This is a genomic window from Paenibacillus sp. UNC499MF, assembly GCF_900107975.1.
Classification (GTDB): domain Bacteria; phylum Bacillota; class Bacilli; order Paenibacillales; family NBRC-103111; genus Paenibacillus_F.
This window is the reverse complement of sequence record NZ_FNVF01000003.1, coordinates 369,333-392,340: the sequence shown is the minus strand read 5'-3', so window position 1 is coordinate 392,340 and position 23,008 is coordinate 369,333. Positions and strand designations below refer to the sequence as shown.

Below are 23,008 nucleotides of genomic sequence, written 5' to 3'. Positions count from 1 at the left end.
GACAAAATGACAGAGAAAGACACTTACTCGTTTCATTCCATCGAAGAAGCGGTCAGCGACCTGGCCGCGGGGAAGGTCATTATCGTCGTGGACGACGAGGACCGCGAGAACGAAGGCGATTTCATAGCTCTGGCCGATAAAACGACGCCCGAGGTCATCAATTTCATGATCAAGGAAGGCCGCGGACTCGTCTGCGCTCCGATTACGGAAGAACGGGCGCAGGAACTGGACCTGCCTCCCATGGTATCGCGCAATACGGATTATCACGGGACGGCTTTTACAGTGTCCGTCGATCATGCGGACACGACGACGGGGATATCCGCCCACGAGCGCTCCCTTACGATCCTGGCTCTCATTGATCCGGAAGCGAAGCCGCTTCATTTCCGCAGGCCGGGGCACGTTTTTCCTCTCATTGCGAAAAAAGGCGGCGTCCTGCGCCGCGCGGGTCATACGGAGGCGGCCGTCGACCTGGCCCGCATGAGCGGTTCGTATCCCGCGGCGGTGATCTGCGAGGTGATCAAAGAAGACGGAACGATGGCCCGTGTTCCCGATCTGATGGAGGTAGCCCGCATACACGACTTGAAGATCATTACGATCAAGGACCTCATTCACTACCGCAGCGAGAAGGAAAACCTGGTCAAGCGCGAAGTGGAGGCGAAGCTGCCGACGGATTTCGGGACGTTTCAGGCCATCGCGTATACAAACCAGCTTGACTCCAAAGAACATGTCGCGCTGGTCAAAGGGAATATCGACGGTTCCGTCCCGACGCTGGTGCGCGTCCATTCCGAGTGTCTAACGGGAGATGTGTTCCACTCCCACCGCTGCGACTGCGGTCCTCAGCTTGCCGCCGCCCTGCAGCAGATTAACGATGCGGGAGCGGGGGTACTGCTCTATATGCGACAGGAAGGGCGCGGCATCGGGCTGATCAACAAGCTGAAGGCCTATGTGCTGCAGGAAGAAGGACTCGACACGGTCGAAGCGAACGTCAAGCTGGGTTTCGCTCCCGATTTGCGCGAATACGGAGTAGGGGCCCAGATCCTCAAAGATCTCGGAATCCGGCAAATACGTCTGCTCACGAACAATCCGCGGAAAATAAAAGGGTTGGAAGGTTATGGGTTAGAAGTTGTTGAGAGAGTCGCGATCCAGATGCCGCATAATGAAGATAATGCCAGATATCTGCATACCAAGCGGGAAAAGCTCGGCCATTTGCTCCAATTTGATCCAAACTGATGCTTTTTTCTAAAAATCTCTTTTTATCTGCGTCATCAATTTGTATACTAGAAGGAGTCGGTTATTGTGGTAAAAAATTATGAAGGTCATCTGATTTCCCAAGGACAGAGATACGGCATCGTTGTGGGCCGTTTCAATGAATTTATTACGTCCAAGCTGCTGGGCGGGGCGCTCGACGCGCTGAAGCGCCACGGTGTGGAAGATACCGAAGTCGAAGTCGCCTGGGTACCCGGCGCTTTCGAAATTCCTCTGATTGCACAAAAACTGGCGGAAACCGGCAAATATGACGCCGTCATTACGCTGGGAACCGTAATTCGCGGCTCCACGCCTCACTTTGATTATGTTTGCAACGAAGTGGCCAAAGGCGTTTCCGCCATTTCATTAAAAACAGGTGTTCCGGTTATTTTTGGAGTCCTGACGACCGATTCGATTGAACAGGCGGTTGAACGGGCCGGCACGAAAGCGGGCAACAAAGGCTGGGATGCCGCCGTTACCGCGATAGAAATGGCTAATCTTACGAAGCAGCTGCAGGGCTGAACGCGGTTTTCAGATCGCGCACTCCCTACAGCGCTTGGCAAGCGATTCGGAGCCCCGGCCACTTAGGACGGGGATCTTTTTTTGGGAGAGCAGATTCATGAAAATGCTGTACAAACTTGAAGCGTTCGAAGGGCCGCTCGACCTGCTGCTTCACTTGATCGATAAGTCCGAGGTCGACATTTACAATATCCCGATCAAGGACATCACGGAGCAGTATATGGAATATGTCCAGGCTATGCACGAGCTGGAGCTGGAAGTGACAAGCGAATTTCTGGTCATGGCCGCCACGCTGCTGGCGATCAAGAGCAAGATGCTGCTGCCGAAGCCTCCGGTGCTCGATCTGGACTTCGATTATTACGAAGAGGACGACTTCGATCCGCGGGCCGAACTCGTGCAGAAGCTGATCGAGTACCGCAAGTACAAAGCGATTGCCGATCTGCTGCGCGACAAGGAGGTGGAGCGGAGCCTCGTGTTCACGCGCGAGCCCGAGGATTTGGCGCCCTATGTTCCCCAGGTGCAGGAGAACCCCGTTAAAGGGCTGGACGTCAACGATCTGATGCTGGCCTTTCAGCGTACGCTGCGGAAGATGGTCCACCGGAACCAGGTCACGAAAATCCGGCGGGACGAAATATCCGTCAAGGACCGGATCGCGGATCTGGTGGATCTTTTGCGGAATAAAGGCGGGCGGCTCCTGTTCTCGAAGCTTTTCGAAAAACAATGCAGCCGCGAGGAAATCGTGGTGACGTTTTTGGCGATATTGGAACTGATGAAGATGAAAAAGATTCAATGCTTTCAGCACCGGCTGTTTGAAGACATCGTCATTCAGGCCAAAGAGGGAGAGTTGACGGATGGACTTTCAACAGATGAAATCGATTATTGAAGGATTGCTTTTCGTGGCGGGCGACGAGGGCCTGGACAAGAAACAGCTCGCCGATATTTTGGAGACGGACGCGCACATCGTGACCGAGCTTGTGGAAGAGCTTCAGGACGACTTGCGCCGCGGAGGCAGGGGCATTCAGATTACGAGGGTCGCCGGCGCCTACCAGATGACGACGATTCCGGAACATGCGCCTTATTTCGAACGGCTGGCTTATTCTCCTTCCCGTTCGTCTTTGTCGCAGGCCGCGCTTGAAACGCTGTCCATCATTGCCTACAAACAGCCGATCACCCGGGTGGAGATCGAGGAAATCCGCGGAGTCAAATCCGAGCGGGCTCTTCATACCCTAATGGCAAAGGAGCTCATTGTGGAAACGGGGCGCGCCGAAGCGATCGGACGGCCGATTTTATACGGGACTTCGAAGCCGTTCCTGGAATATTTCGGTTTGAGTTCGATCGACGATCTTCCGGAATCGCCGGCTTTTGTCGGAGATTTCGATCTTGAGGAAGAGACCAAACTCCTGTTTGATAAATTGAACGGGGACGGTACCGATCAGCTTACTTTCGAAGATTTGGGTCGTGAGCTGCTGGACGGAGCGGCTGCCGGGGAGGCCGCTTTGCGGCAGGAAGACGGGCGGGTCTTGCCGCTTTTTGAAGGGGAAGAGGATAATCCCGTTTCGGAAACGGAACCGTTCCGCTATGATGCCGGGGAACAGAAAGATTGGGAGATGCCCGACATGCCGGAGATGCCCGAAGGTCTCGGTAAAGAGTCGGATACGCCCGGCAAAGAATAAGCAGAAGAAGCGTCCTGGCTTGCCGTGTGCAAGCGGGACGCTTTTTGTATGGAAACGCGGCGGGGGATTCTCCTCTTAAAAAGTATGCATGATCTGGATGGAGCGGGTGATACTAGGAAGGTCGGTTTGCCGGAGGAGGGTGCTTGTGTTAATCGTGGGAATCATAACCGCCGTTATGCTTGTTCTGATCCTGGCGGTCGTACTGGTCATGCTCAGCTCCGTTCAGCTTACGCTTTACTGGAACCGGGTCGGAGAAAATGACGAAATGTATGTTCAAGTCCGGGCGCTGTACGGCTGGATTAAATACCGGTTGAACGTGCCGGCCATTCAGTTCCATAATCTGATCGACGGACTGACGCTTAAAGTAAAACAAACCAATGAGAATACGATGGATATAGCTAAAAAGAGCAAGGCTAGAGTCGATAAAGAACGCATTCGGGCCATTTACCGCGAAGGTAAAGATCTTTTGCAGCATACGGAAGGCTTCAATGCTTGGTTGAAGCGAACTCTCGGCGTGTTCCGCTGCACGCAATTAAAATGGAGCACGGGAATAGGAGCGGGCGATGCGGTGCAGACGGCTGTTTTGGCCGGAACACTCTGGACTATAAAGTCGGCGGCTGTCGGGCTGCTGACGAAATATATTCCGCTAACCGCCGTTCCGAAGCTGGCTGTGAATCCGCAGTATAACCGCACATCTTTTCAAATTCAGTTTGTGTGTGTGGTTCAGGCTAAAGCGGCAGCCTTGGGTCTTTCCGGGTGCAGATTGATCTACAGGATCTTCAGAACGCCGGGAGGAACACGCGCTTGGTTCCGTCTGCTGCGCCAGGTGATTCAGGGAGACGGAGAGCGATCGAAAAGGCCGGAGCCGGCCGCTACGTAAAAACCGGCAAGGACTCAGACGGTTTACATACGAAGTTCATTCCCGGGGTAACCTATCGGATGCAGACCTAACATTCCTTCAAGCAAGGAACTTCCGCTTTGAAGGGACCCAAAGGAGGAGACTTCATTGACCGATCATCCGATTCAAGGGCTGATGAAAACAGCCATGGAAAACATCAAGCAAATGGTGGATGTGAACACCATCGTCGGCGATCCGGTAGAAACGCCGGACGGCAGCGTCATTATGCCGATCAGTAAAGTCGGGTTCGGTTTCGCGGCAGGCGGCAGTGAATTCACGACGGAAACTCTTCCGGACGTGGGCCGCGGCGGTCTTGAGAAAGCGGCCGTGGAAATGCCGTTCGGCGGCGGAAGCGGCGGCGGCGTATCCATTACCCCGATCGCGTTTCTTGTCGTAGGCATACATGGCGTGAAGATCGTGCCGCTCGACAATCAGACTCATCTGATCGAACGACTGATCGACTCCGCTCCGCAAATCGTGGACCGTGTCCAGTCCATGTTCAAGCAGGGCGGAAACGCTTCGGGTCTTGGCGGTGCTGGAACAGGGGCTTCGAACATTAATATCGAGGCGGACACCATCAAGTTGTAACTCTTTTCTCGCAGTACAAAAGCCCGGAATCGGTTCAAACCGATTCCGGGCTTCTGTCTCTTTTAACCAGTTATACGAAATGCCGCTGTTACGGTAAAAAAATCATATAACGGAAATAAAGGTAAAGCTGCGAAATAAGGAGCGAAACGAGGGTGATCGGCGCTCCTATTTTGAGAAATTCCCAATAGCTGAATCCTTTGCCTTCTTTAGCGGCAATGCCCGCCACGATGACATTGGCCGAAGCGCCGATGAGAGTGCCGTTGCCCCCAAGGCATGCTCCCAGGGCAAGAGACCACCAGAGCGTATTAATTTCCATTGAATCGGCGGGAAGCTGCATGCTCACGGCCATATCTTTAATGAGGGGAATCATAGTCGCGACGAAAGGAATATTGTCGATGGTAGCGGACGCTATCCCCGATCCCCACAAAATGAGCGGAGCTGCGAGCCGCACGTCTCCTCCGGTTATGTTGAGCACCTGCTGGGCCAGGCTTTTGATGATGCCGACTTCCTGCAGGGCTCCCACCAGGGCAAACAAACCTGCGAAGAAGAAAATCGTGACCCATTCGACGGAATCGAAAGCTTCTTCGACCTCTTTTTCCTTTAATCCGAAAAGCATAAGAAGCACGGCGCCCGTAATGGCTACGACAGCGGCTTCCACATGAATGACCGAATGCAGCACGAAGCCGAGAATGGTAATTCCGAGAATAACGAGTGATTTTTTCATAAGAACGGGATCCTGGATATACGATTTTTCGTCCAGTTTCATCAGTTTTTCTTTGTGCTCGGGACTCGCTTTAAGCTGCTTTCTATAAATAATGCGCAGCATCACCAGCGTTGCGGCGAGAATAACAGCGGTCACGGGTGCGAGATTGCTCAGAAAAACGTTAAACGTGAGATAAGGGTTGGCCGAGCCGATCATAATGTTGGGCGGATCTCCGATCAGGGTAGCGGTTCCTCCGATATTGGAAGCGATGATTTCGGATATGAGAAAAGGAACCGGGTTAATGTTGAGCATCCGGGTTATCGACAGGGTGACCGGTACGACCAGCAGCACGGTCGTTACGTTATCGAGCATGGCCGACCCGACCGCGGTCAGAAGGGATAAGAAGATGAGAATGCGCATCGGATCTCCCTTGGCCAATTTTGCCGCGCGTACCGCTACATATTGGAACACGCCGGTTTTGTTGGTGATGCCGACAAGGATCATCATGCCTACCAGCAGGGCGATGGTCCCCCATTCAATATATTCCGTGTACACCTTGTGGATATCGACGATGCCGAAGATGACCATGACGGCGGCCCCCAGGAGGGCGACGACGGCACGATTTTTCTTCTCTGAGATAATGACGGCATAGGTTGCCAGAAAAACGATAAGTGCGATCCAGACTTGCGTCATGACATGATCTCTCCTTTGGTTAGCGGCTTTCAAGCGTTATTTGCATCTGCCTGTTCACAGATTCAGGTTGCTGCACGGCTGCCCGTTAAACGCATACAGAAGGAAAAAAGCGCAAAAAGGAGCCTGTGATGACAGGCTCCTCCGGTGATCTCCATATGCGGTTGCTTGGTGTTCCGGGCCGTTTCTTAAACAATCCTAAAGAAGTATACCGGAGAAGCACGAATTTGTAAAGAACCGCCTGCGGTCAAAGGAGCGGGTCATAAGCGGGCGGGTCAAGCATATACTTGTACAAAGTTCCCTGTAGGGAAGACAAGTCTTGACCCGGATGCGAGGGGCAATGGGAGGAAGGGCATATGAGCAAACGGATGTGGATATCCGGTATGCTGGCGTTTTTGTGCATGCTGAACGTGTTTGGCACAGCGGCCTTGGCGGCGGAACCCCCGGCGATAGGAACGAATGCGGAGGCCGCGACCCTCGTCGACGTGAAATCGGGCAGAGTACTATACTCGAAGCGGGGAGACAGGCCGATGAGAATAGCGAGCCTGACTAAAATCATGACGGCGATCGTGGCCGTCGAGGAGAGCAAGCTTACGGACATTGTCAAAGTGAGCACCCGCGCGGCGGGAAAAGAAGGCTCGTCCCTGTACCTGAAGGCGGGGCAGGAAATGAGCCTGAAGCACATGCTCTACGGGCTGATGCTCCGTTCCGGAAACGATGCGGCGACGGCCATAGCCGAGCATGTAGGCGGCAGCGTGGAAGGGTTTGCCATGATGATGAACCGGAAAGCCGAACAGATCGGGCTCGACCATTCGAATTTTACGAACCCGTCGGGGCTGGACGAGAGTGCCGATCATTATTCCAGCGCCAACGATTTGGCGAAACTGGCGGCTTACAGCCTGAAAAACCCGACGTTCCAGGAAATTGTCCAGACGAAAATGATCAAAGTTCCGAACCCGAACGAATCGTGGGAGTACACCTGGTTTAACAAAAACAAAATGCTGGGCCTTTTCGACGGGGCCGACGGGGTTAAAACGGGCTACACGAAGCTGGCCAAACGGTGTCTGGTGTCTTCGGCCACACGGAACGGACAGCAGCTCGTCGTGGTGACCTTAAACGACGGCGACGACTGGGCGGATCATACCCGTCTGCTGCAGTGGGGGTTTGAGCATTATCCGCTTGTTCCTCTGCTGAACAAGGGACAGGCGGTAGAAGGGACGCCTTATGTGGCGGAGAGAGGGTTCTCGTACCCGCTGCTCTCTGCGGAAAAAGACCGCGTCACCTCCGAACCGGAGTCGTACCCGCCGGAGTCTCTGGATGCGCGGCTTGGCGAGAAAGGCAGTCTCCGGCTGAAGCTAGACGACCGCCTGCTCGGCACCGTGCCGCTGGTGGACCCATCAAGCCCGCGCCTGAAAGCGGCAGACAAGGCGGCATTCGGTTTTCAGGCGACCGAAACGGACACCGGTGTCTGGAACGCGTGGAGTGTAACCTTGCGCAAAGCTGTCCGGGCGGTGCTGTCACCCGGCATGTAGGCAAGTACAGGAAAGGAGGAAAGAACGATGGTGAATTGGATCTGGTTGTTCTTCATCGTAACCGGCTTTGGGGTTGCCGCAGTCCAGGGCAACGTCGAAGCCGTAACGCAGGCTGCCTTCGACGGCGCCAAAAGCGGCGTGACGGTCTGCTTCGGTCTCATCAGCGTGCTGGTCTTCTGGCTCGGCATGATGAGAATCGCCGAGGACGCCGGCCTGCTGTCCAAGCTGGCCGTTCTGCTTCGTCCCGTCGTCCGCTTCCTGTTTCCCAGCATCCCGAAGGACCATCCCGCGCTGGGATACATCATGTCCAACATGAGCGCGAACATCCTGGGGCTCGGCAATGCCGCTACTCCGATGGGAATTAAGGCGATGCAGGAGCTGCAGAAGCTCAATCCCCATAAGGATACGGCCAGCCCCGCCATGTGCACGCTCCTGGCGCTGAATACGGCCAGCATCACGCTCATTCCGACGACTTTGATTGCCATCCGGATGAATTATAACTCCATAAATCCGTCGGAAATCGTCGGCACGACTTTGCTGGCCACGGTCGTGTCGACCGCCGCCGCGATCATCGTCGACCGCTGGTACAGGCGCAAGCTCCCGGCGAACCCTGTAGTGAAAGGATGAGCCGCCGATGTACGATTGGGTGAACGTGCTCTCGGCGTGGGCCATCCCGGTCCTTATCGTTTTCATCCCGCTGTATGCCGCCTACCGGAAAGTGCCCGTGTACGAATCGTTCACCGACGGCGCCAAGGACGGCTTCGACACGGCGGTAAAAATCATCCCCCATCTCGTCGGCATGATGGTTGCGATCAGCGTGTTCCGGGCATCGGGGGCGCTGGAACTGACCCTGGGCTGGCTGAAGCCGCTGTTCCAGGCTCTCGGTGTCCCGTCCGAGGTGCTCCCGCTGGCGATCCTGCGCCCGATAACGGGCGCGGGCTCCCTTGCCTTCACGACCGACCTGATCGCCCAGTTCGGCCCGGATTCGCTGGTCGGCCGGATCGCTTCGACGGTCCAGGGAAGCACGGATACGACGCTGTATGTCATAACGGTATACTTCGGGGCGATCGGCATCCGGAAAGCCGGATATGCGCTCAAAGTCGGCCTTATTTCCGATGTGGTCGGATTCGTCGCTTCCATCGTCATCTGCCTGCTCGTGTTCGCAACCTGATGGCCGCCCGGACAGGGCGGTTTCTTTGTTTTTCAGAGAAAACCCGCCCGTCCGGCCTTCATTTTGGCAAAATATGATTATTTTCCGCTCCTTAAGGGAACGATTAGCAGAAGAACCTTTCAAAATTAGGCCGTCCGGTATACGCACCTGCTTATGACGTTTTATCCGTCACCGCCCGTCCATGCAAGATGGGAGGGGAGGCTTTTGCCCGGTATTCCCTGAAAAACATTTGCGGATTCGCCGGCAGAGAACTTGTGATTTCACGCAAGGATGGTTATCATTAGCTTTGAGGTGAACGTTGAGGATGGAGAGATTGCAGAAAGTGCTGGCCGAGGCGGGCGTAGCATCCCGCAGGAAAAGCGAGGAGCTGATCCTGGCCGGCCGTGTGAGCGTGAACGAAGAAGTCGTCACGCAGCTTGGCGTGAAAGTGAATCCCGCAGAGGATGTCATAACCGTAGACGGACGGGCCATTAAGCAGCAGACGAAAGTGTACGTGATGCTGAACAAGCCGAAAGGCGTTATTACGAGCGCTGCGGACCCTAAAGGCCGCAAAGTCGTAACCGATTACCTGCCGGGGATCAAGGAGCGCGTGTATCCGGTCGGACGGCTTGATTACGATACGGAAGGGCTTCTCATTCTGACGAACGACGGAGAATTCGCCAACCTGATGATGCATCCGAGGCATCATGTGGCCAAGACGTACCATGCGACTGTCAAGGGTGTCGTGCACGGTTCCGTACTCGACCGTCTGAGAGCCGGCATCGAGCTGGAGGACGGCATGACCGCTCCCGCCGAGGTCGAATACGTCGATGTGCGTCCGGAACAGAACGAGAGCGTAATTTCCATTACGATTTACGAGGGCCGGAACCGTCAAGTGAGAAGAATGTTCGACGCCGTATCTTTTCCGGTGGTCAAATTAAGACGGGTACAATACGGACCTTTACTGCTGGCGGGTCTTCCGAGAGCAAAGTACAGAGTCCTGCGCAATGACGAAATTAACAGCCTGCGCGATGCGGCCTTGCAGTCACATAAAATTCAAAAAGGCCGCTAAGCTTGGCCTTTTTTTTCGTTATAATGAGTATAGTTATGTCAAATTTTTGAGGGTGCTCGCTATGAAAAAGAACAAAAAATGGGTTCAGATTATCATTTTAGGCCTTGTTCTTATCATCGGTGTATTTACGATCGTCAATAACCTAACATCCGCCGACGATAAAAAATATCCGGTCGAGGGCTCGAAAGCGCCGGACTTTACGCTTGCCGGACTCGATAACAAGTCCTACAAGCTCTCAGATTACAAAGGCAAAGGCGTCCTGATTAATTTCTGGGGAACCTTCTGTCCTCCCTGCAAGAAGGAAATGCCCGCCCTGCAGAAGCAGTACGACATTTGGAAAGACAAGAACGTGGAGTTCCTTGAAGTCAACCTGGACAACAGCCGGGTAACGGTTCAAAACTTCGTGGACCAGTACAATCTGAGCCTGCCCATCCTGCTCGATAACGAGGAGAAGGTGCGGAAACAGTTCGGGGTCGTGGAATATCCGACGACATTTTTTATCAAACCCGACGGAACGGTCATGAAAATTCATAAAGGCGAGATGGACGAGGCATTTATCGCGGATACGCTGAAAAAGCTCACGGCCGTAGGCGGCCAGTAAAAGTTTCAATTTAAACAGCATAGAGGGGGAATGCGGCGTGTTTCAGAACACGAAGTGCGATTGCGGGCACCAGAACCATGTAGGGACTCTGCTCTGCGAATCGTGCGGCAAGCCGCTGACCGAAGAAGCGTTTTCGACCGAACCGCTTGAAATGAAATATGATGGGGTCGCCCGGCGGTCCCAGCGGGAAAATCCGTCCTGGCTGGACCGGATTTGGAATTTCTTTTCATCGGTGAAGGTGGCCGTGACGATTATCGTCCTGACCTTGATCGGTTCTTCGCTTGGCACCATTTATCCGCAGGAAAGCAATTTTATTCAGGTAGACCCTTCCACTTACTATAAGGATACATACGGAACACTGGGCCACGTGTATTATTTGCTGGGCTTATCCCACACGTACGAATCGTGGTGGTTTAAGCTCCTTATTCTGATGATCGGCGCCTCGCTCGTCATCTGCAGCCTGGACCGCGTTCTTCCGCTGTACAGGGCTCTTTCCAAGCAGAAGATTCAGAAGCACCACAGCTTCCTGCTCCGCCAGAAGGTCGCTTACGACGGGCATATTCCGGAAGGTGTCTCCGAAGAAGAATGGACGGAACAGATGGCCCGCCAGCTCCGCAAAAAACACTATCGCGTCCATACGGACGGAGCCGCTCTTCTTGCCGAGAAGTACCGGTTCAGCCGCTGGGGGCCTTACGTGCTTCATATCGGCCTTATTATTTTTCTGCTGGCCGTACTGATGCGCAGTTTCCCGGGCTGGCAGATGGATGAGTATATGGGGCTGCGAGAAGGGGAGATCAAGAAAATTCCCGATACGTCGCTCTATATCAAGAACGAGAAGTTCACCATCGACTTTTACAAGCCGGAAGAAATGACCGAAGAGTTTAGAAAAAGAGAACGGAACGTCGCGAAAATTTACGAAACGGAAGCCGTGATTTACACCTGTAAAGCGGACTGTGACATTCCCGGCAAAAAACCGGAGCTTGAAGAAGTGCACCGGCAGAAAATTATCGTGAACGAACCGCTCGATTACAAAGGGCTTCTCGCTTTTCAATACGATTACAAAGAAGATCCGCTGCTGATTTCGGTCAAGCCGACGCTGACGAACAAACAGACGGGCGAATCTTACGGAAGCTTCGAGCTTCCGATGAAGGATCCTCAGGATTCGTATCAGGCAGGGCCTTACAAGCTCGCGTTAAAGGGATACTTCCCGGAATTCGGCCTGGACGACAAAGGGGAGCCTATTACGAAGTCGAATGAAGCGAAAGCGCCTGCATTTATTTTTCAGATTACGGGACCAGGGCTTTCTCCGGGCGGTGAGCCTTACATCTATTTCCCGAGACAGATAGACAAGCAGGAGTTCCGCCAGGACGAAATTAACGGATCAATAGGCGCCAAATTCGACTTATCTGTCGGATCGATGGAGAACGTAACGTTCTCCAGCTATACCTCTTTCCTGAATATCCGTACGGACCGTGCGCTTCCTTACATCTGGATCGGGGCCGCGATCGGAATGATCGGGCTCATCATGGGCTTCTACTGGCAGCACCGCCGGGTATGGCTCAGAATCGACGACGGCAGGCTCGTACTGGGCGCGCATACGAACAAGAACTGGTTCGGCGTCCGCAAGGAAGTGGCCGCGGCATTGAATAAAACAGGCATCACGGTGGATCAGAAAACGCTTGAAAAAGGAGGGAAAGCTACATGAATTGGTTAAGTTTCAGCGGGAACGCGCTGCTGGTTTCATTTGTTATCTACTGTGTGGCTTTTCTGGTGTTTGTACTTTCAATCGCAGGCAAGACATGGAGCAACCGGGATCCCGAAGTTCACGCACGCAAATGGGGCAGAGCCGCTTACGGCCTGTCCGTTTTGGGCCTTGTGTCCCAACTGCTGTATTTCTTCACCCGCTGGTACGGAGGCGGACATATTCCGACCAGCAACATGTTCGAATTTATGACGATGCTCGGTATGATGATCATGATCGCCTTTATTATCGTCTATGCCATCTATCGTACCCCGGTTCTCGGGGTATTTGCTCTGCCGGTCGTCGTGCTCATCATTGCCTACGCGGCCGTTTTCCCGAACGAAGTCCAGCCGCTGATTCCGGCGCTGCAGAGCTACTGGCTTAAAATCCACGTTACGACCGCGGCCGCAGGCGAGGCATTCTTCGCTGTCGGTTTTGCCGCCGGGTTAATGTACTTGATCCGGACGGTGAATTTTCAAGGCAAAACGGCCGCCGACCGGAAAGAGCAGAGAGGGGTGGAATTCACCCTGCTCATTATTTTCATGCTTATCGCATTCATCGCTTCCGTATTTACGTTTAATGCGGCCGGCTATGAAGCCAAATTCGTGAAAGAACAAATCCTTGCCAAAGAGGACGGCACCCAGCAAAAAGTGAGCCAGACCGTCACTTACGTGCTTCCGCCTATCGTGGCTCCTTACCAGACCACGCTTGAATCGATGGATTCCTTCCTCGGGATGGACAAGCCGCTGTTCACGGCGCCTTCCTGGATGAGCGGAGAAAATGCCGGCCGGAAGCTCAACACGGTCATCTGGACGGTTCTGATCGGGGTCCTCCTGTATGTCCTGCTCAGACTGATCCTGCGCAAGCCGATCGGCCAGGCGATTTCGCCCATTATGAAAGGCATGGACCCGGAAGACCTTGACGAGATCGGGTACCGCTCCATCGCCATCGGCTATCCGATTTTCACGCTCGGCGCCCTCATCTTCGCGATGATCTGGGCTCATAAAGCTTGGGGCCGCTTCTGGGGCTGGGATCCGAAGGAAGTATGGGCATTGATCGTCTGGCTCTTCTACGCGGTATTCCTGCATCTCCGCCTTTCCCGCGGCTGGCAGGGCAAACGTTCCGCATGGCTGGCCGTAATCGGCTTTATCGTGGTTATGTTTACGCTGGTCGGGGTAAACTTGGTCATCGCTGGCCTGCACTCCTATTCGGGTGTATAATTTTAGCAAATCATTCACTACAATCGTTTACGGACGGAAGGGATTGTGAACGTCATGGAACAGAGATTGAATATTCTGGTTGTAGACGATGAAGAACGGATCAGACGTCTGCTTCGGATGTACCTGGAGAAAGAGGGTTACGGCATCGAAGAAGCCGAAGACGGCGAAACGGCCCTGACCCTGGCGACCGAACGCGACTTCGATCTGATTCTGCTCGACCTGATGCTGCCGGGAATTGATGGAACGGAAGTATGCGCGCGTCTGCGCCAAGTGAAGTCCACACCGGTCATCATGCTTACCGCGAAGGGCGAAGAAACCAACCGCGTCCACGGATTCGAGGTCGGGGCCGACGACTATGTCGTCAAACCGTTCAGCCCGCGCGAGGTGATCTACCGGGTGAAGGCGATTCTGCGGCGTTCGTCCGCAACGGCTTTCTTGTCCAAGGATGCGAATTCGAGCAACAACATCGTCTTTCCGCACCTGGTCATCGAGCACGACGCTCACCGCGTAACGGCAGGAGGCCAGGAAGTCGCTCTTACCCCCAAAGAGTACGAGCTGCTCCACTATTTGGCCGTATCGCCGGACAAGGTGTTTTCCCGGGAAGAACTGCTTAAGGATGTCTGGAATTACGAATTTTTCGGGGATTTGCGCACGGTCGATACTCATGTGAAAAGACTGCGCGAGAAGCTCAACAAAGTATCGCCGGAAGCGGCTGCGATGATTACGACGGTCTGGGGCGTAGGCTACAAGCTGGAGGTACCGAAGTAACGTGTTCAGCCTGCGAAGCGTAGTCGGCAAGCTCTGGCTGACGATTATCGGTCTTGTAGCGGTTATTCTGATCACGCTCGGCGTGTTTCTCGTGCAGTCGCTGGAACAATATTTTTCCCAGTCCGAGGATCAGGTTCATAATCTGAAGCAGCTTGCGGGCGATTATTCGAACGGCGCCGCCCTTCATCTCCAGGACGAAGAGTTTTACAAGATGGCGAACCAGCTTCTGGAACTTCAGGATGCGCGCATGATTGCGCTGGATAAAAGTCTGAAAGAACTGAATCCGTCGGTCGAGGGCAAAAACCAGGAGCTTCTCCGGTTCAAAGCGGCCGACTTTTTCTCGGAAGCGGAGCTGAATTCGGTCTTGAACGGCCAGATGCTGGAGAAACGCATCCCCTATAACAAGCAGGGGAAAATCAACCAGCGCAACGATTATATCGCCGTGGCCGTGCCGCTTTATCACACGCCGGACGGAGGAGCCAAAGCTACGCAGGGCGCCATCGTCCTGTATCAATCCCTGAAGTCACTGGAAGCGACCCAGTGGGACGTATTCCGCCTGTTCGTGATCGTTTCGATTATCGGCTTCCTGATGACGACCGTATTCGCGTTCTTCCTGTTCTACAGAATCACCCGGCCTCTGCTTCAGCTCAAAGACGCGGCAGGCAGAATCTCCCGGGGGGAATACGGCACGAAGGTTCCGATTCTTTCTTCCGATGAGATCGGGGAACTCGCCAAATCGTTCAACGTGATGGGAGAAGAGCTCCAGGAGAACGTGAAAGCCCTGCGGCATGAAAAAGAGAACCTCTCCAGCGTTCTACGGAGCATGACCGATGCGGTCATGACGTTCGATGCCGGCGGCAAAGTCATCGTGACGAACCCGCAGGGGGATAAAATCATCCAAGAGTGGGAAGAGCTCTCCTGGAACCCGGACGGGCCGCCCGTCAACGGCGGCGTTCCGGCTGCGCTTCCTCTGCCGCTGGACCGGCATATTCCCGCTCCGCTTCAGCCGATGTTCCACCAGGTGGTGACGGAGGCGCGGGAGCAGACCGACAAGCTTCACGTCGAGAACGAGGTCTGGTCCGTCGCCATGACGCCGCTTCATTCGCGCGACGGGGTGCGCGGCGCCGTCGCCGTGCTCCGCGACGTGACGGAGGAGTTCAGGCTCGACAAGCTGCGCAAAGACTTCGTCGCGAACGTCTCGCACGAGCTGCGCACGCCTTTGTCGATGGTGCAGGGCTACAGCGAGGCGCTGCTGGACGACATCGCCGGATCTCCCGAGGAGCGCAAGGAGCTCGCTCAGGTGATCTATGACGAGGCCTTGCGCATGGGGCGCCTCGTCCGGGATCTCCTCGATCTGGCCCGCATGGAAGCGGGACATCTCGAGATGAATTTCAACAGGACCGATATCGGCGGGCTCGTGAAACGGATGCACCGCAAGTTTACGGTCCTGGCGAGAGAGAAGGACATTCGCCTTAATATCGAGCTCCCGCAGGGGGAGCTGTATTGTACGGCGGATGAGGACCGGCTGGAGCAGGTGCTGACGAACCTGCTCGACAACGCCTTCCGGCATACGCCGGGCGGGAAGACGATTACGATTAAGGCGGAGCCTTACACGTACAAGTCTTCTCCCGGCTGCAAGCTGGAAGTGACGGACGAAGGCCAGGGAATTCCGGCCGAGGATGTCCCTTATGTGTTCGAGCGCTTCTATAAAGCGGACAAGGCACGAACACGGGGAGCGACCGGCGGCACGGGCCTTGGACTGGCCATCGTCAAGAATATCGTGGACGCCCATCAGGGAACGATCACGATGCGCAGCAAGCTCGGGCAGGGGACGACGTTTACGATTCTCCTGCCGTGAAAAGCGCGTTAGGGCACGCGGGGCCAGTTCAGTTCCCCTTTACGTCACATGACGGTGGTCAACCGAAGAAGGGGGACAGGGAGAGCCGGCATCGGGAGCTGAGCGAACGGACCGTACAAGCTCGGGGCAGCTCCGCGCGGCTTCGGCCCGTGCTCTGCAAGATTTACGCGCAAAAGGCGGAAAGCCTGCTGAGTCATTCAGCTGCTTTCCGCCTTTTTTGTTGAAAAAACGATTTAAATCTTGTTGTTCGTGAAACATTCCGCAGGCCGGATAAGGAAGGAACCGGCGCCGTGACGTACGTTGCAAGCGCCGGATCAGATTAAATCGGCCGAAAAGTGCTTAGATGCCCAGTTGGCGAACGTTGACGATTTCCGGCTGTTTCTCCAGCTCGGCAATAACTTCTTTCGGAGCGGTCTTATCGATGGTCAGAACCATGATCGCCGATCCGCCGACTACCGTACGGCCTACCTGCATGGTCGCGATGTTCACGTCATTGCTGCCCAGCAGCGTACCTACGCGGCCGATGATGCCGGGTTTGTCGTTGTGGGAGATGAGAAGAAGCGAGCCTTCCGGTGCAAAGTCGACCGGGTATTGATCGATGCGCACGATGCGCTCGCCGTAACCGGCCAGCAGCGTACCAGCCAGCGTGCGGTCGCCCTGCTTCGATTTTACGGTAATCGTCACGAGATTGGTGAACGTTCCCGTCGTGGACGACTGCTGTGTCGTGACGTTGATATCGCGGGATTTCGCCATATGCATGGCGTTCACGAGATTGATGCCTTCGAGATGCTGGGTGAAAACGCCTTTGACGATATAACGGGTCAACGGATTCGTGTCGACATCGGCAAGATCGCCGGAGTAGCTGACGACGATTTCATTGACAGGTCCTTCGGTCAGCTGACCGGCGATAAGACCGAGCTTTTCTCCGAGATTGAAGTAAGGCTGCAGTTTACTCATCACGGTAGCCGGTACCGGCGGCATGTTCACGGCATTTTTGAAAGGTTCGTTGCGCAAAATATGCAGAAGCTCTTCCGAGACGTCGATCGCCACGTTTTCCTGAGCTTCAATGGTCGATGCGCCCAGGTGCGGCGTGACAATGATGCTCGGGTTGTTCAGGAACGGATGGCTCGCTTGAGGCGGCTCCTGTTCGAATACGTCGAATGCGGCTCCGACTACGGTGCCGTTTTCAATCGCGGCCACGAGGGCGTTCTCGTCGATGATTCCGCCACGTGCGCAGTTGATGATCCGGACGCCTTTTTTCATGATGGCGAATTGAGCCGGGCCTACGATATGGCGCGTTTCATTCGTCAGCGGCGTATGGACGGTAATGAAATCGGCCGCGGCCGCGATATCGTTGACCGTGCCGAGCTTAACGCCGATTTTCTCCGCTCTGTCTTCCGTCAGGAACGGATCGTAGCCGATCACTTTCATTCCGAAGACTTTGGCGCGTTTGGCGACTTCGCTTCCGATACGGCCCATTCCGATAATGCCCAGCGTTTTGTTGCGGAGCTCGACGCCCACGAACGATTTGCGGTCCCATTCACCGCTGACGGTCTTTTTGTAAGCTTGCGGAATGGAGCGGGCTACCGACATCATCATCGCGAAAGTATGCTCGCAGGTAGCGATTGTGTTGCCGTCCGGCGCGTTGATGACAACGATGCCGTTCTTAGTCGCCGCTTCAAGGTCGATGTTATCGACGCCGACACCCGCGCGGCCGATTACTTTCAGTTTGGGAGCGGCCGCCATGATGCGCGGGGTAACCTTGGTCTGGCTGCGGACGAGAAGGGCGTCGTATTCGCCGATGATTGCAACAAGCTCGTCTTCGCTTAATCCCGGTTTTTTGTCCACCTCAACATCGCTTGCGTCGTAGAGCATTTGGATCCCCATATCGCTGATCGGATCCGATACAAGTACTTTAAACATGTATATAGCCTCCTCTTGGAAAATAAAAAAACTCCCGAACCTCATACGTAACCCGTATGAAGGGACGAAAGTTATCTTCGCGGTGCCACCCTACTTCACCCGGCGTTCTCACGCAAGGCCTTATCGGTCCGTGTCGGGACCTGAACGATAACGGGTTCTGCCGATCGAACCTGCGGCTTTCGCTTCGGTTCAATGCTCCGGAGTGCTTGGTATGAAGGCGTCCTGCCGATTTGCACCAACCATCGGCTCTCTGAAAGGCTGTCCAACCATACGGGTCTCCGTCAACGCTTTAACGTGGTATATGTCGTTAAGTTTCACTTAATGTAACATGGCCCCGGCAACGTGTCAATAGGGTTACCCGAATATTCACGCCGTTTTAACAAACGAAACGCCAAATAGGCTGATAAATCCGTACTATTACCCTTGTAATCGGAGTTAATATTCGCTATTCTTCTGTTAAACTGAAAATTTTCCACATGTAAGCGCATGTAAAAAAAGGAGAAGCCTGCATGAAACATATCGCGCCCGAAAAATTTCTTGAACTCCTGGACAAATCGGAAATGCTCAAAGAGATCCGAATCGTCGATGTCCGCGAGCCGTACGAATGGGACTATTACCATTTGGAGGAGCCGGAGCTTATCCCCATGAATACCATACCCGAGAGATTGGACGAGCTGGAGGGTGACGCCGACCTGTATGTCGTATGCGCGCACGGTGTGCGCAGCGAAATGGTGTGCGGGTACCTGGAAAGAAACGGCTTCGATCCGGACAAGCTGGTGAATGTCCGGGGCGGCATGGCGGCTTTGGCGATGCTGCGCGGTTTTGCCTACGATTAAGAGAGGCCAGACGAGTCATGCCTTTGAGGAAACGAAGTGCCTAACCCTGGTGAATGTCAAGCGACATCCGCTGCGGATGGGCGCTTTTTTTATGATCCCCCGTGGAACTTTTGCCGCACTTATCCGTTCTATTAAGAGGACAAGATTTCCTCTATGTGAGATTCATGGTATGTTAATAGTATAAAGATGATGGTATGGAGAATCGGAATCACGGACAAATAAACGGCTTGAATAGGGGAAATTCCCTGGAGAGGACCATGATGAGAAAATGGAACTGGAAATGGAAAGAGCTGAAAAATATCCGCATTAAGACGGACGTCCGGATTGATGATCTCAATGACCGGATGCTGCTTATTAACTTATATGGAACCCAGGCGATACTGCTGGTGATCGGCGTTATTATGCTTCTCGTTCAAGGGGCGGACTGGCGGAGTCTTTTCAGCTTGGCTCCCGGCTGGTCGATCGTCTTCTGGGGAGGCGGTATCGCACTGGCGGTGCTGGCCGCGGACCTGATCGTAACCAAATATGTCCCCGAGGAAGTCATGGATGACGGGGGAGTGAACAAGCGCATCTTCGGCAGGCGTCCGCTGTGGCATATCGCGGTTATCTGCCTGCTGGTGTCGATATGCGAAGAACTGCTGTTCCGCGCGGGCCTTCAGCATTATATGGGCCCCTACTGGACGAGCATTGTTTTTGCGGCCATCCATATCCGTTATCTTCAGCATTGGCTGATGACGGGGCTTGTTTTTTGCATTTCCTACGGGATCGGCTGGATTTTTATCCATACCGGGTCTTTGTGGACCGCTATTTTCGCCCATTTTATGATTGATTTTATTTCGGGCTGCATCTTACGTTACGGCAAGGAGGAGTAATCCGGCATGGAAGGCAACAAGACACAGGGGATTGAGTACGAACAGCCGATACTCGCGGAAAACGATTTATTCAATGAAAATGAAAATGAAGAAGAAAGCCACTACCTGCCGCCGAGAAGCTCGGTACATCCGTCCGAAAGGGCCAAAGTTACGCGCTGGTTTTACCGTCTGCTTCTCTTTTTGTTCATTCTTCTCGTCATGGGCCTGGGCTGGTGGGGAATCCGTTATACATCCGGAACTTGAGAGACGGAGTCCGGCCGCAACCCGGCCGCTTCCTGACAATCCCAAAGACGCGCGGTGCATAAAGCCGTTCGTCACGGGGTTCGTCAGGTTTTTTTGTCCCCTTGACGGCTGAAATGATAAGGACCCAATCCCTCCTATTCCCACTTTAGGGACGCATGGCCCCCGCCGATCGGACACACCCTAATCAAGACTCATACATTTTAACAACTTGGAGGGATACGGGATGAGAATAGGCACTTTCCTTATCGGAAGCGTCGCGGGCGCCGCGCTGGCTTTGTATGCCGGCAAGCGGATAAGAGGCATGAGGTCCGCCATGTTCAGCTCGGAAAGCAGCGGAATCGGCAGCTCCTTAAACGATGTGATCGGACAGACGAAAAATTTTGTGTCGGGAAAAGGCGGCAAGGAAGGGTCCAAACACCAAGCGGATCACAATTCCGGCTCTTCACGCGCATCCGGCGCGTCCCATTCTTCCGACGGCAAGGAATCGCTGGAAAACCTGATCGCCAAAGATTCGCAGGTTAAAGCGGCCGTAGATGAGATTCTGGTGAAAAACGCGACTTCTTCCTCGGCGACTCACTGAGTGTAAAGCCGCGCTGGCTGCTCCGTCTGGAGCTCATGCGACCGAAAGGCACCTCTTCTGCATTCCGCAGAGAAGGTGCCTTTAAATTTTTGCCGCATAGCTAACATTTTGGCTCTAACATGGTATACTAATACTAGGTGGCACCCATAAGCGTGCTTGTTTCCGCAAGCACACACACCATGGTTTTCAAACCGGCATATTTTGTTTATAACCATTCAAACAGAGGTGTCATGGAAAGGAGGATCCTGTCATGAAAATCGAACGTTTAAGCCCGGATAAAATACGGATTTTCCTTACATTCGATGATTTGACGGAACGGGGCATCCAGAAAGATGACATGTGGAGGGAAATCCCCAAAGTTCACGATCTTTTCAGCGACATGATGGATCAGGCCTATTCCGAATTGGGTTTCGAACCTGCAGGACCTTTAGCTGTAGAAGTTTTTGCGCTCCCTGCCCAGGGAATGGTCGTCATAGTGACCAGGGGCAGCATGGACTTGTCCTTGCAAGCGGATTTGCTGGATGACCATGATGACGAAGAAGTGTACGAAATGGAAGTAACGCTGGAACACAGCGACATCATTTCATACGCCTTCCGCGATTTCGAAGATTTGCTGCGTGCTTCAAAAGTCGTCAATCCGATGCTAACGGATGGTGGAGCGCTTTATACGTATAAAAACAAATGGATCCTTCAGCTCGAACCGACTGATCTGCCGGAAGGCAAGCTTCAGACGCTCATCGCCGTCCTATCCGAGTACGGAGATGCGACCAACGTGACGAAGGCCGTGCTCGAAGAGTATGGAAAAGCTGTTATTGAAGCTAATGCGGTCCAGGAATTATGCCGGCATTTCGCATGATGCCTTACACTCCAACTACCGGCGCGGACCAATCCCGACCTTGCCCGAATGTGCACGGCTCCGGGTGGCTGCATGCCGGACAAGATATAGGCGGCACCTGCTTCATAAAGCATTCTCCAAAAACAACTGTTTTTGCAGGATGCTTTATTTTCATTGCGTCATAATACATATACGAGGTGGTCAACATGGCTAACATCGAAAACTTAAACGTGCTGGAATCGACTCAAACGATTATTGAAGAAGCCTTGAAGAAACTTGGATATTCCGACGAGATGTACGAGCTTCTCAAGGAGCCGCTCCGCGTGCTGACGGTTCGTATACCGATCCGTATGGACGACGGCAAGGTCAAGGTGTTCACGGGCTACCGCGCCCAGCATAACGATGCGGTGGGTCCTACGAAAGGCGGCGTCCGCTTTCATCCGGGCGTGACCGAAGACGAAGTGAAGGCACTCTCCATCTGGATGAGCCTTAAATGCGGCATCGTGGATCTGCCTTACGGCGGCGGCAAGGGCGGTATCATCTGCGATCCGCGCAGCATGTCGTTCCGCGAACTGGAAGTGCTCAGCCGCGGTTACGTCAGGGCGATCAGTCAGCTCGTAGGTCCGAACAAGGACATTCCGGCTCCCGACGTGATGACGAACTCCCAGATCATGGCCTGGATGCTGGACGAGTACAGCCGCATCCGCGAGTTCGATTCTCCGGGATTCATCACAGGCAAGCCGATTGTGCTGGGAGGTTCCCACGGCCGTGAGACGGCGACGGCCAAAGGCGTCACGATCATGATCAACAAAGCGCTGGAGAAGCGCGGTATTCCGCTTCAAGGCGCACGTGTCATCGTGCAGGGTTTCGGCAACGCGGGAAGTTACCTGTCCAAGTTTATGCACGAAGCCGGGGCCAAAGTGGTCGGAATTGCCGATGTGAACGGGGCTTTGTACAATCCGGACGGCCTTGATATCGAATATTTGCTCGACCGCCGCGATTCCTTCGGAACGGTGACGAACTTGTTCCCGAATGTAATGCCAAGCACGGAAATTTTGGAGCAGGACTGCGACATTCTCGTTCCGGCCGCGATCGAGAACCAGATCACCCAAGAGAACGCCCATCGCATCAAAGCGGGCATCGTGGTCGAAGCGGCGAACGGACCGACTACGCTCGAAGCGACCAAAATTTTGACGGAGCGCGGCGTGCTGCTCGTACCGGACGTACTGGCAAGCGCAGGCGGCGTGGTTGTTTCCTACTTCGAGTGGGTACAAAATAACCAAGGTTATTACTGGACGGAAGAAGAAGTTCATTCCAAACTTCAAGAAGTGATGGAAAAAGGCTTCGAAAATGTCTATACTATTCATAAAACACGCGGAATCGATATGCGTCTGGCGGCCTATATGACCGGCGTTCGCAAAATGGCGGAAGCCGCCCGTTTCCGTGGCTGGGTATAAGAAG

The 23,008-nt window shown here is 54.1% G+C and carries 22 protein-coding genes, 1 pseudogene and 1 other annotated feature; of the genes and pseudogenes, 21 read left to right on the top strand and 2 right to left on the bottom strand.

Annotated features, from left to right (window positions below; genetic code table 11):
- Positions 1-6 precede the first annotated feature (6 nt).
- The 6 genes and pseudogenes from C4S74_RS09890 (at position 7) to ytfJ (ending at position 4,923) form a co-directional block, all read left to right on the top strand.
- Positions 7-1,230 carry a bifunctional 3,4-dihydroxy-2-butanone-4-phosphate synthase/GTP cyclohydrolase II gene (locus C4S74_RS09890; protein WP_103995159.1) on the top strand — a complete coding sequence of 408 codons (1,224 nt, stop codon included), beginning with the start codon at positions 7-9 and terminating at the stop codon, positions 1,228-1,230.
- A 66-nt stretch (positions 1,231-1,296) separates the two neighbouring features.
- The gene (gene ribE, locus C4S74_RS09885; protein ID WP_009674421.1) at positions 1,297-1,767 is read left to right on the top strand and encodes a 6,7-dimethyl-8-ribityllumazine synthase; all 471 of its coding nucleotides are present in this window, start codon (positions 1,297-1,299) and stop codon (positions 1,765-1,767) included.
- A 97-nt stretch (positions 1,768-1,864) separates the two neighbouring features.
- Positions 1,865-2,647, top strand: a complete 783-nt coding sequence (locus C4S74_RS09880; protein WP_103995158.1) for a ScpA family protein — start codon at positions 1,865-1,867, stop codon at positions 2,645-2,647.
- Positions 2,616-3,218: pseudogene (scpB, locus tag C4S74_RS09875) on the top strand (SMC-Scp complex subunit ScpB); the annotation flags it as partial. The gene C4S74_RS09880 and the pseudogene scpB, both read left to right, overlap by 32 nt.
- A gap of 364 nt (positions 3,219-3,582) precedes the next feature.
- Positions 3,583-4,317, top strand: a complete 735-nt coding sequence (locus C4S74_RS09870) for a DUF2953 domain-containing protein (RefSeq protein ID WP_103995156.1) — start codon at positions 3,583-3,585, stop codon at positions 4,315-4,317.
- A gap of 126 nt (positions 4,318-4,443) precedes the next feature.
- Entirely contained in the window at positions 4,444-4,923 is a 480-nt protein-coding gene (ytfJ, locus tag C4S74_RS09865) for a GerW family sporulation protein (protein WP_103995155.1), read from the top strand.
- 88 nt (positions 4,924-5,011) lie between these two features.
- Here ytfJ and C4S74_RS09860 read toward each other — a convergent pair whose 3' ends face one another.
- Positions 5,012-6,319, bottom strand: coding sequence for an ArsB/NhaD family transporter (locus C4S74_RS09860; RefSeq protein ID WP_103995154.1), 1,308 nt, complete (start codon positions 6,317-6,319; stop codon positions 5,012-5,014).
- 353 nt (positions 6,320-6,672) lie between these two features.
- Between C4S74_RS09860 and C4S74_RS09855 the strand changes: the two genes are divergently transcribed.
- The 9 genes from C4S74_RS09855 (at position 6,673) to C4S74_RS09815 (ending at position 16,258) form a co-directional block, all read left to right on the top strand.
- Entirely contained in the window at positions 6,673-7,848 is a 1,176-nt protein-coding gene (locus tag C4S74_RS09855; RefSeq protein WP_103995153.1) for a D-alanyl-D-alanine carboxypeptidase family protein, read from the top strand.
- Positions 7,849-7,875: 27 nt separating this feature from the next.
- Positions 7,876-8,475 carry a nucleoside recognition domain-containing protein gene (locus tag C4S74_RS09850; protein ID WP_103995152.1) on the top strand — a complete coding sequence of 200 codons (600 nt, stop codon included), beginning with the start codon at positions 7,876-7,878 and terminating at the stop codon, positions 8,473-8,475.
- 7 nt (positions 8,476-8,482) lie between these two features.
- Positions 8,483-9,019, top strand: coding sequence for a spore maturation protein (locus tag C4S74_RS09845; protein ID WP_103995151.1), 537 nt, complete (start codon positions 8,483-8,485; stop codon positions 9,017-9,019).
- Positions 9,020-9,323: 304 nt separating this feature from the next.
- Positions 9,324-10,070, top strand: coding sequence for a pseudouridine synthase (locus tag C4S74_RS09840; protein ID WP_103995150.1), 747 nt, complete (start codon positions 9,324-9,326; stop codon positions 10,068-10,070).
- A gap of 61 nt (positions 10,071-10,131) precedes the next feature.
- Positions 10,132-10,671: a thiol-disulfide oxidoreductase ResA gene (gene resA / locus C4S74_RS09835; protein ID WP_103995149.1), complete on the top strand. Its 540-nt coding sequence runs from the start codon at positions 10,132-10,134 to the stop codon at positions 10,669-10,671.
- Positions 10,672-10,708: 37 nt separating this feature from the next.
- The gene (locus C4S74_RS09830; protein ID WP_103995148.1) at positions 10,709-12,376 is read left to right on the top strand and encodes a cytochrome c biogenesis protein ResB; all 1,668 of its coding nucleotides are present in this window, start codon (positions 10,709-10,711) and stop codon (positions 12,374-12,376) included.
- Entirely contained in the window at positions 12,373-13,632 is a 1,260-nt protein-coding gene (gene ccsB, locus C4S74_RS09825) for a c-type cytochrome biogenesis protein CcsB (RefSeq protein WP_103995147.1), read from the top strand. Before C4S74_RS09830 ends, ccsB begins: the two co-directional genes overlap by 4 nt.
- A gap of 54 nt (positions 13,633-13,686) precedes the next feature.
- Entirely contained in the window at positions 13,687-14,400 is a 714-nt protein-coding gene (locus tag C4S74_RS09820; protein ID WP_016423993.1) for a response regulator transcription factor, read from the top strand.
- Between the two features lies 1 nt (position 14,401).
- Positions 14,402-16,258, top strand: a complete 1,857-nt coding sequence (locus C4S74_RS09815; RefSeq protein WP_103995146.1) for an ATP-binding protein — start codon at positions 14,402-14,404, stop codon at positions 16,256-16,258.
- Positions 16,259-16,597: 339 nt separating this feature from the next.
- On the opposite strand, the gene serA is transcribed toward C4S74_RS09815, so the two are convergent.
- Positions 16,598-18,181 (bottom strand): phosphoglycerate dehydrogenase, encoded by a 1,584-nt coding sequence (gene serA, locus C4S74_RS09810; RefSeq protein ID WP_103995145.1) that lies wholly within the window; start codon positions 18,179-18,181, stop codon positions 16,598-16,600.
- A gap of 57 nt (positions 18,182-18,238) precedes the next feature.
- Positions 18,239-18,475, bottom strand: a binding site (T-box leader).
- Between the two features lie 215 nt (positions 18,476-18,690).
- Between serA and C4S74_RS09805 the strand changes: the two genes are divergently transcribed.
- From C4S74_RS09805 to C4S74_RS09780, 6 genes are all read left to right on the top strand, one after another.
- Positions 18,691-19,017 carry a rhodanese-like domain-containing protein gene (locus C4S74_RS09805; RefSeq protein ID WP_103995144.1) on the top strand — a complete coding sequence of 109 codons (327 nt, stop codon included), beginning with the start codon at positions 18,691-18,693 and terminating at the stop codon, positions 19,015-19,017.
- A 260-nt stretch (positions 19,018-19,277) separates the two neighbouring features.
- Positions 19,278-19,889, top strand: a complete 612-nt coding sequence (locus tag C4S74_RS09800; protein ID WP_103995143.1) for a CPBP family intramembrane glutamic endopeptidase — start codon at positions 19,278-19,280, stop codon at positions 19,887-19,889.
- A 6-nt stretch (positions 19,890-19,895) separates the two neighbouring features.
- Positions 19,896-20,132, top strand: coding sequence for a hypothetical protein (locus tag C4S74_RS09795; RefSeq protein ID WP_103995142.1), 237 nt, complete (start codon positions 19,896-19,898; stop codon positions 20,130-20,132).
- Positions 20,133-20,355: 223 nt separating this feature from the next.
- Positions 20,356-20,712, top strand: a complete 357-nt coding sequence (locus C4S74_RS09790) for a hypothetical protein (protein WP_103995141.1) — start codon at positions 20,356-20,358, stop codon at positions 20,710-20,712.
- Positions 20,713-20,962: 250 nt separating this feature from the next.
- Positions 20,963-21,568 carry a genetic competence negative regulator gene (locus C4S74_RS09785; protein ID WP_103995140.1) on the top strand — a complete coding sequence of 202 codons (606 nt, stop codon included), beginning with the start codon at positions 20,963-20,965 and terminating at the stop codon, positions 21,566-21,568.
- Between the two features lie 185 nt (positions 21,569-21,753).
- A complete protein-coding gene (locus C4S74_RS09780; protein ID WP_103995139.1) occupies positions 21,754-23,004 on the top strand; it encodes a Glu/Leu/Phe/Val dehydrogenase in 1,251 nt (416 codons plus the stop codon).
- The last annotated feature ends 4 nt before the right edge of the window (positions 23,005-23,008 follow it).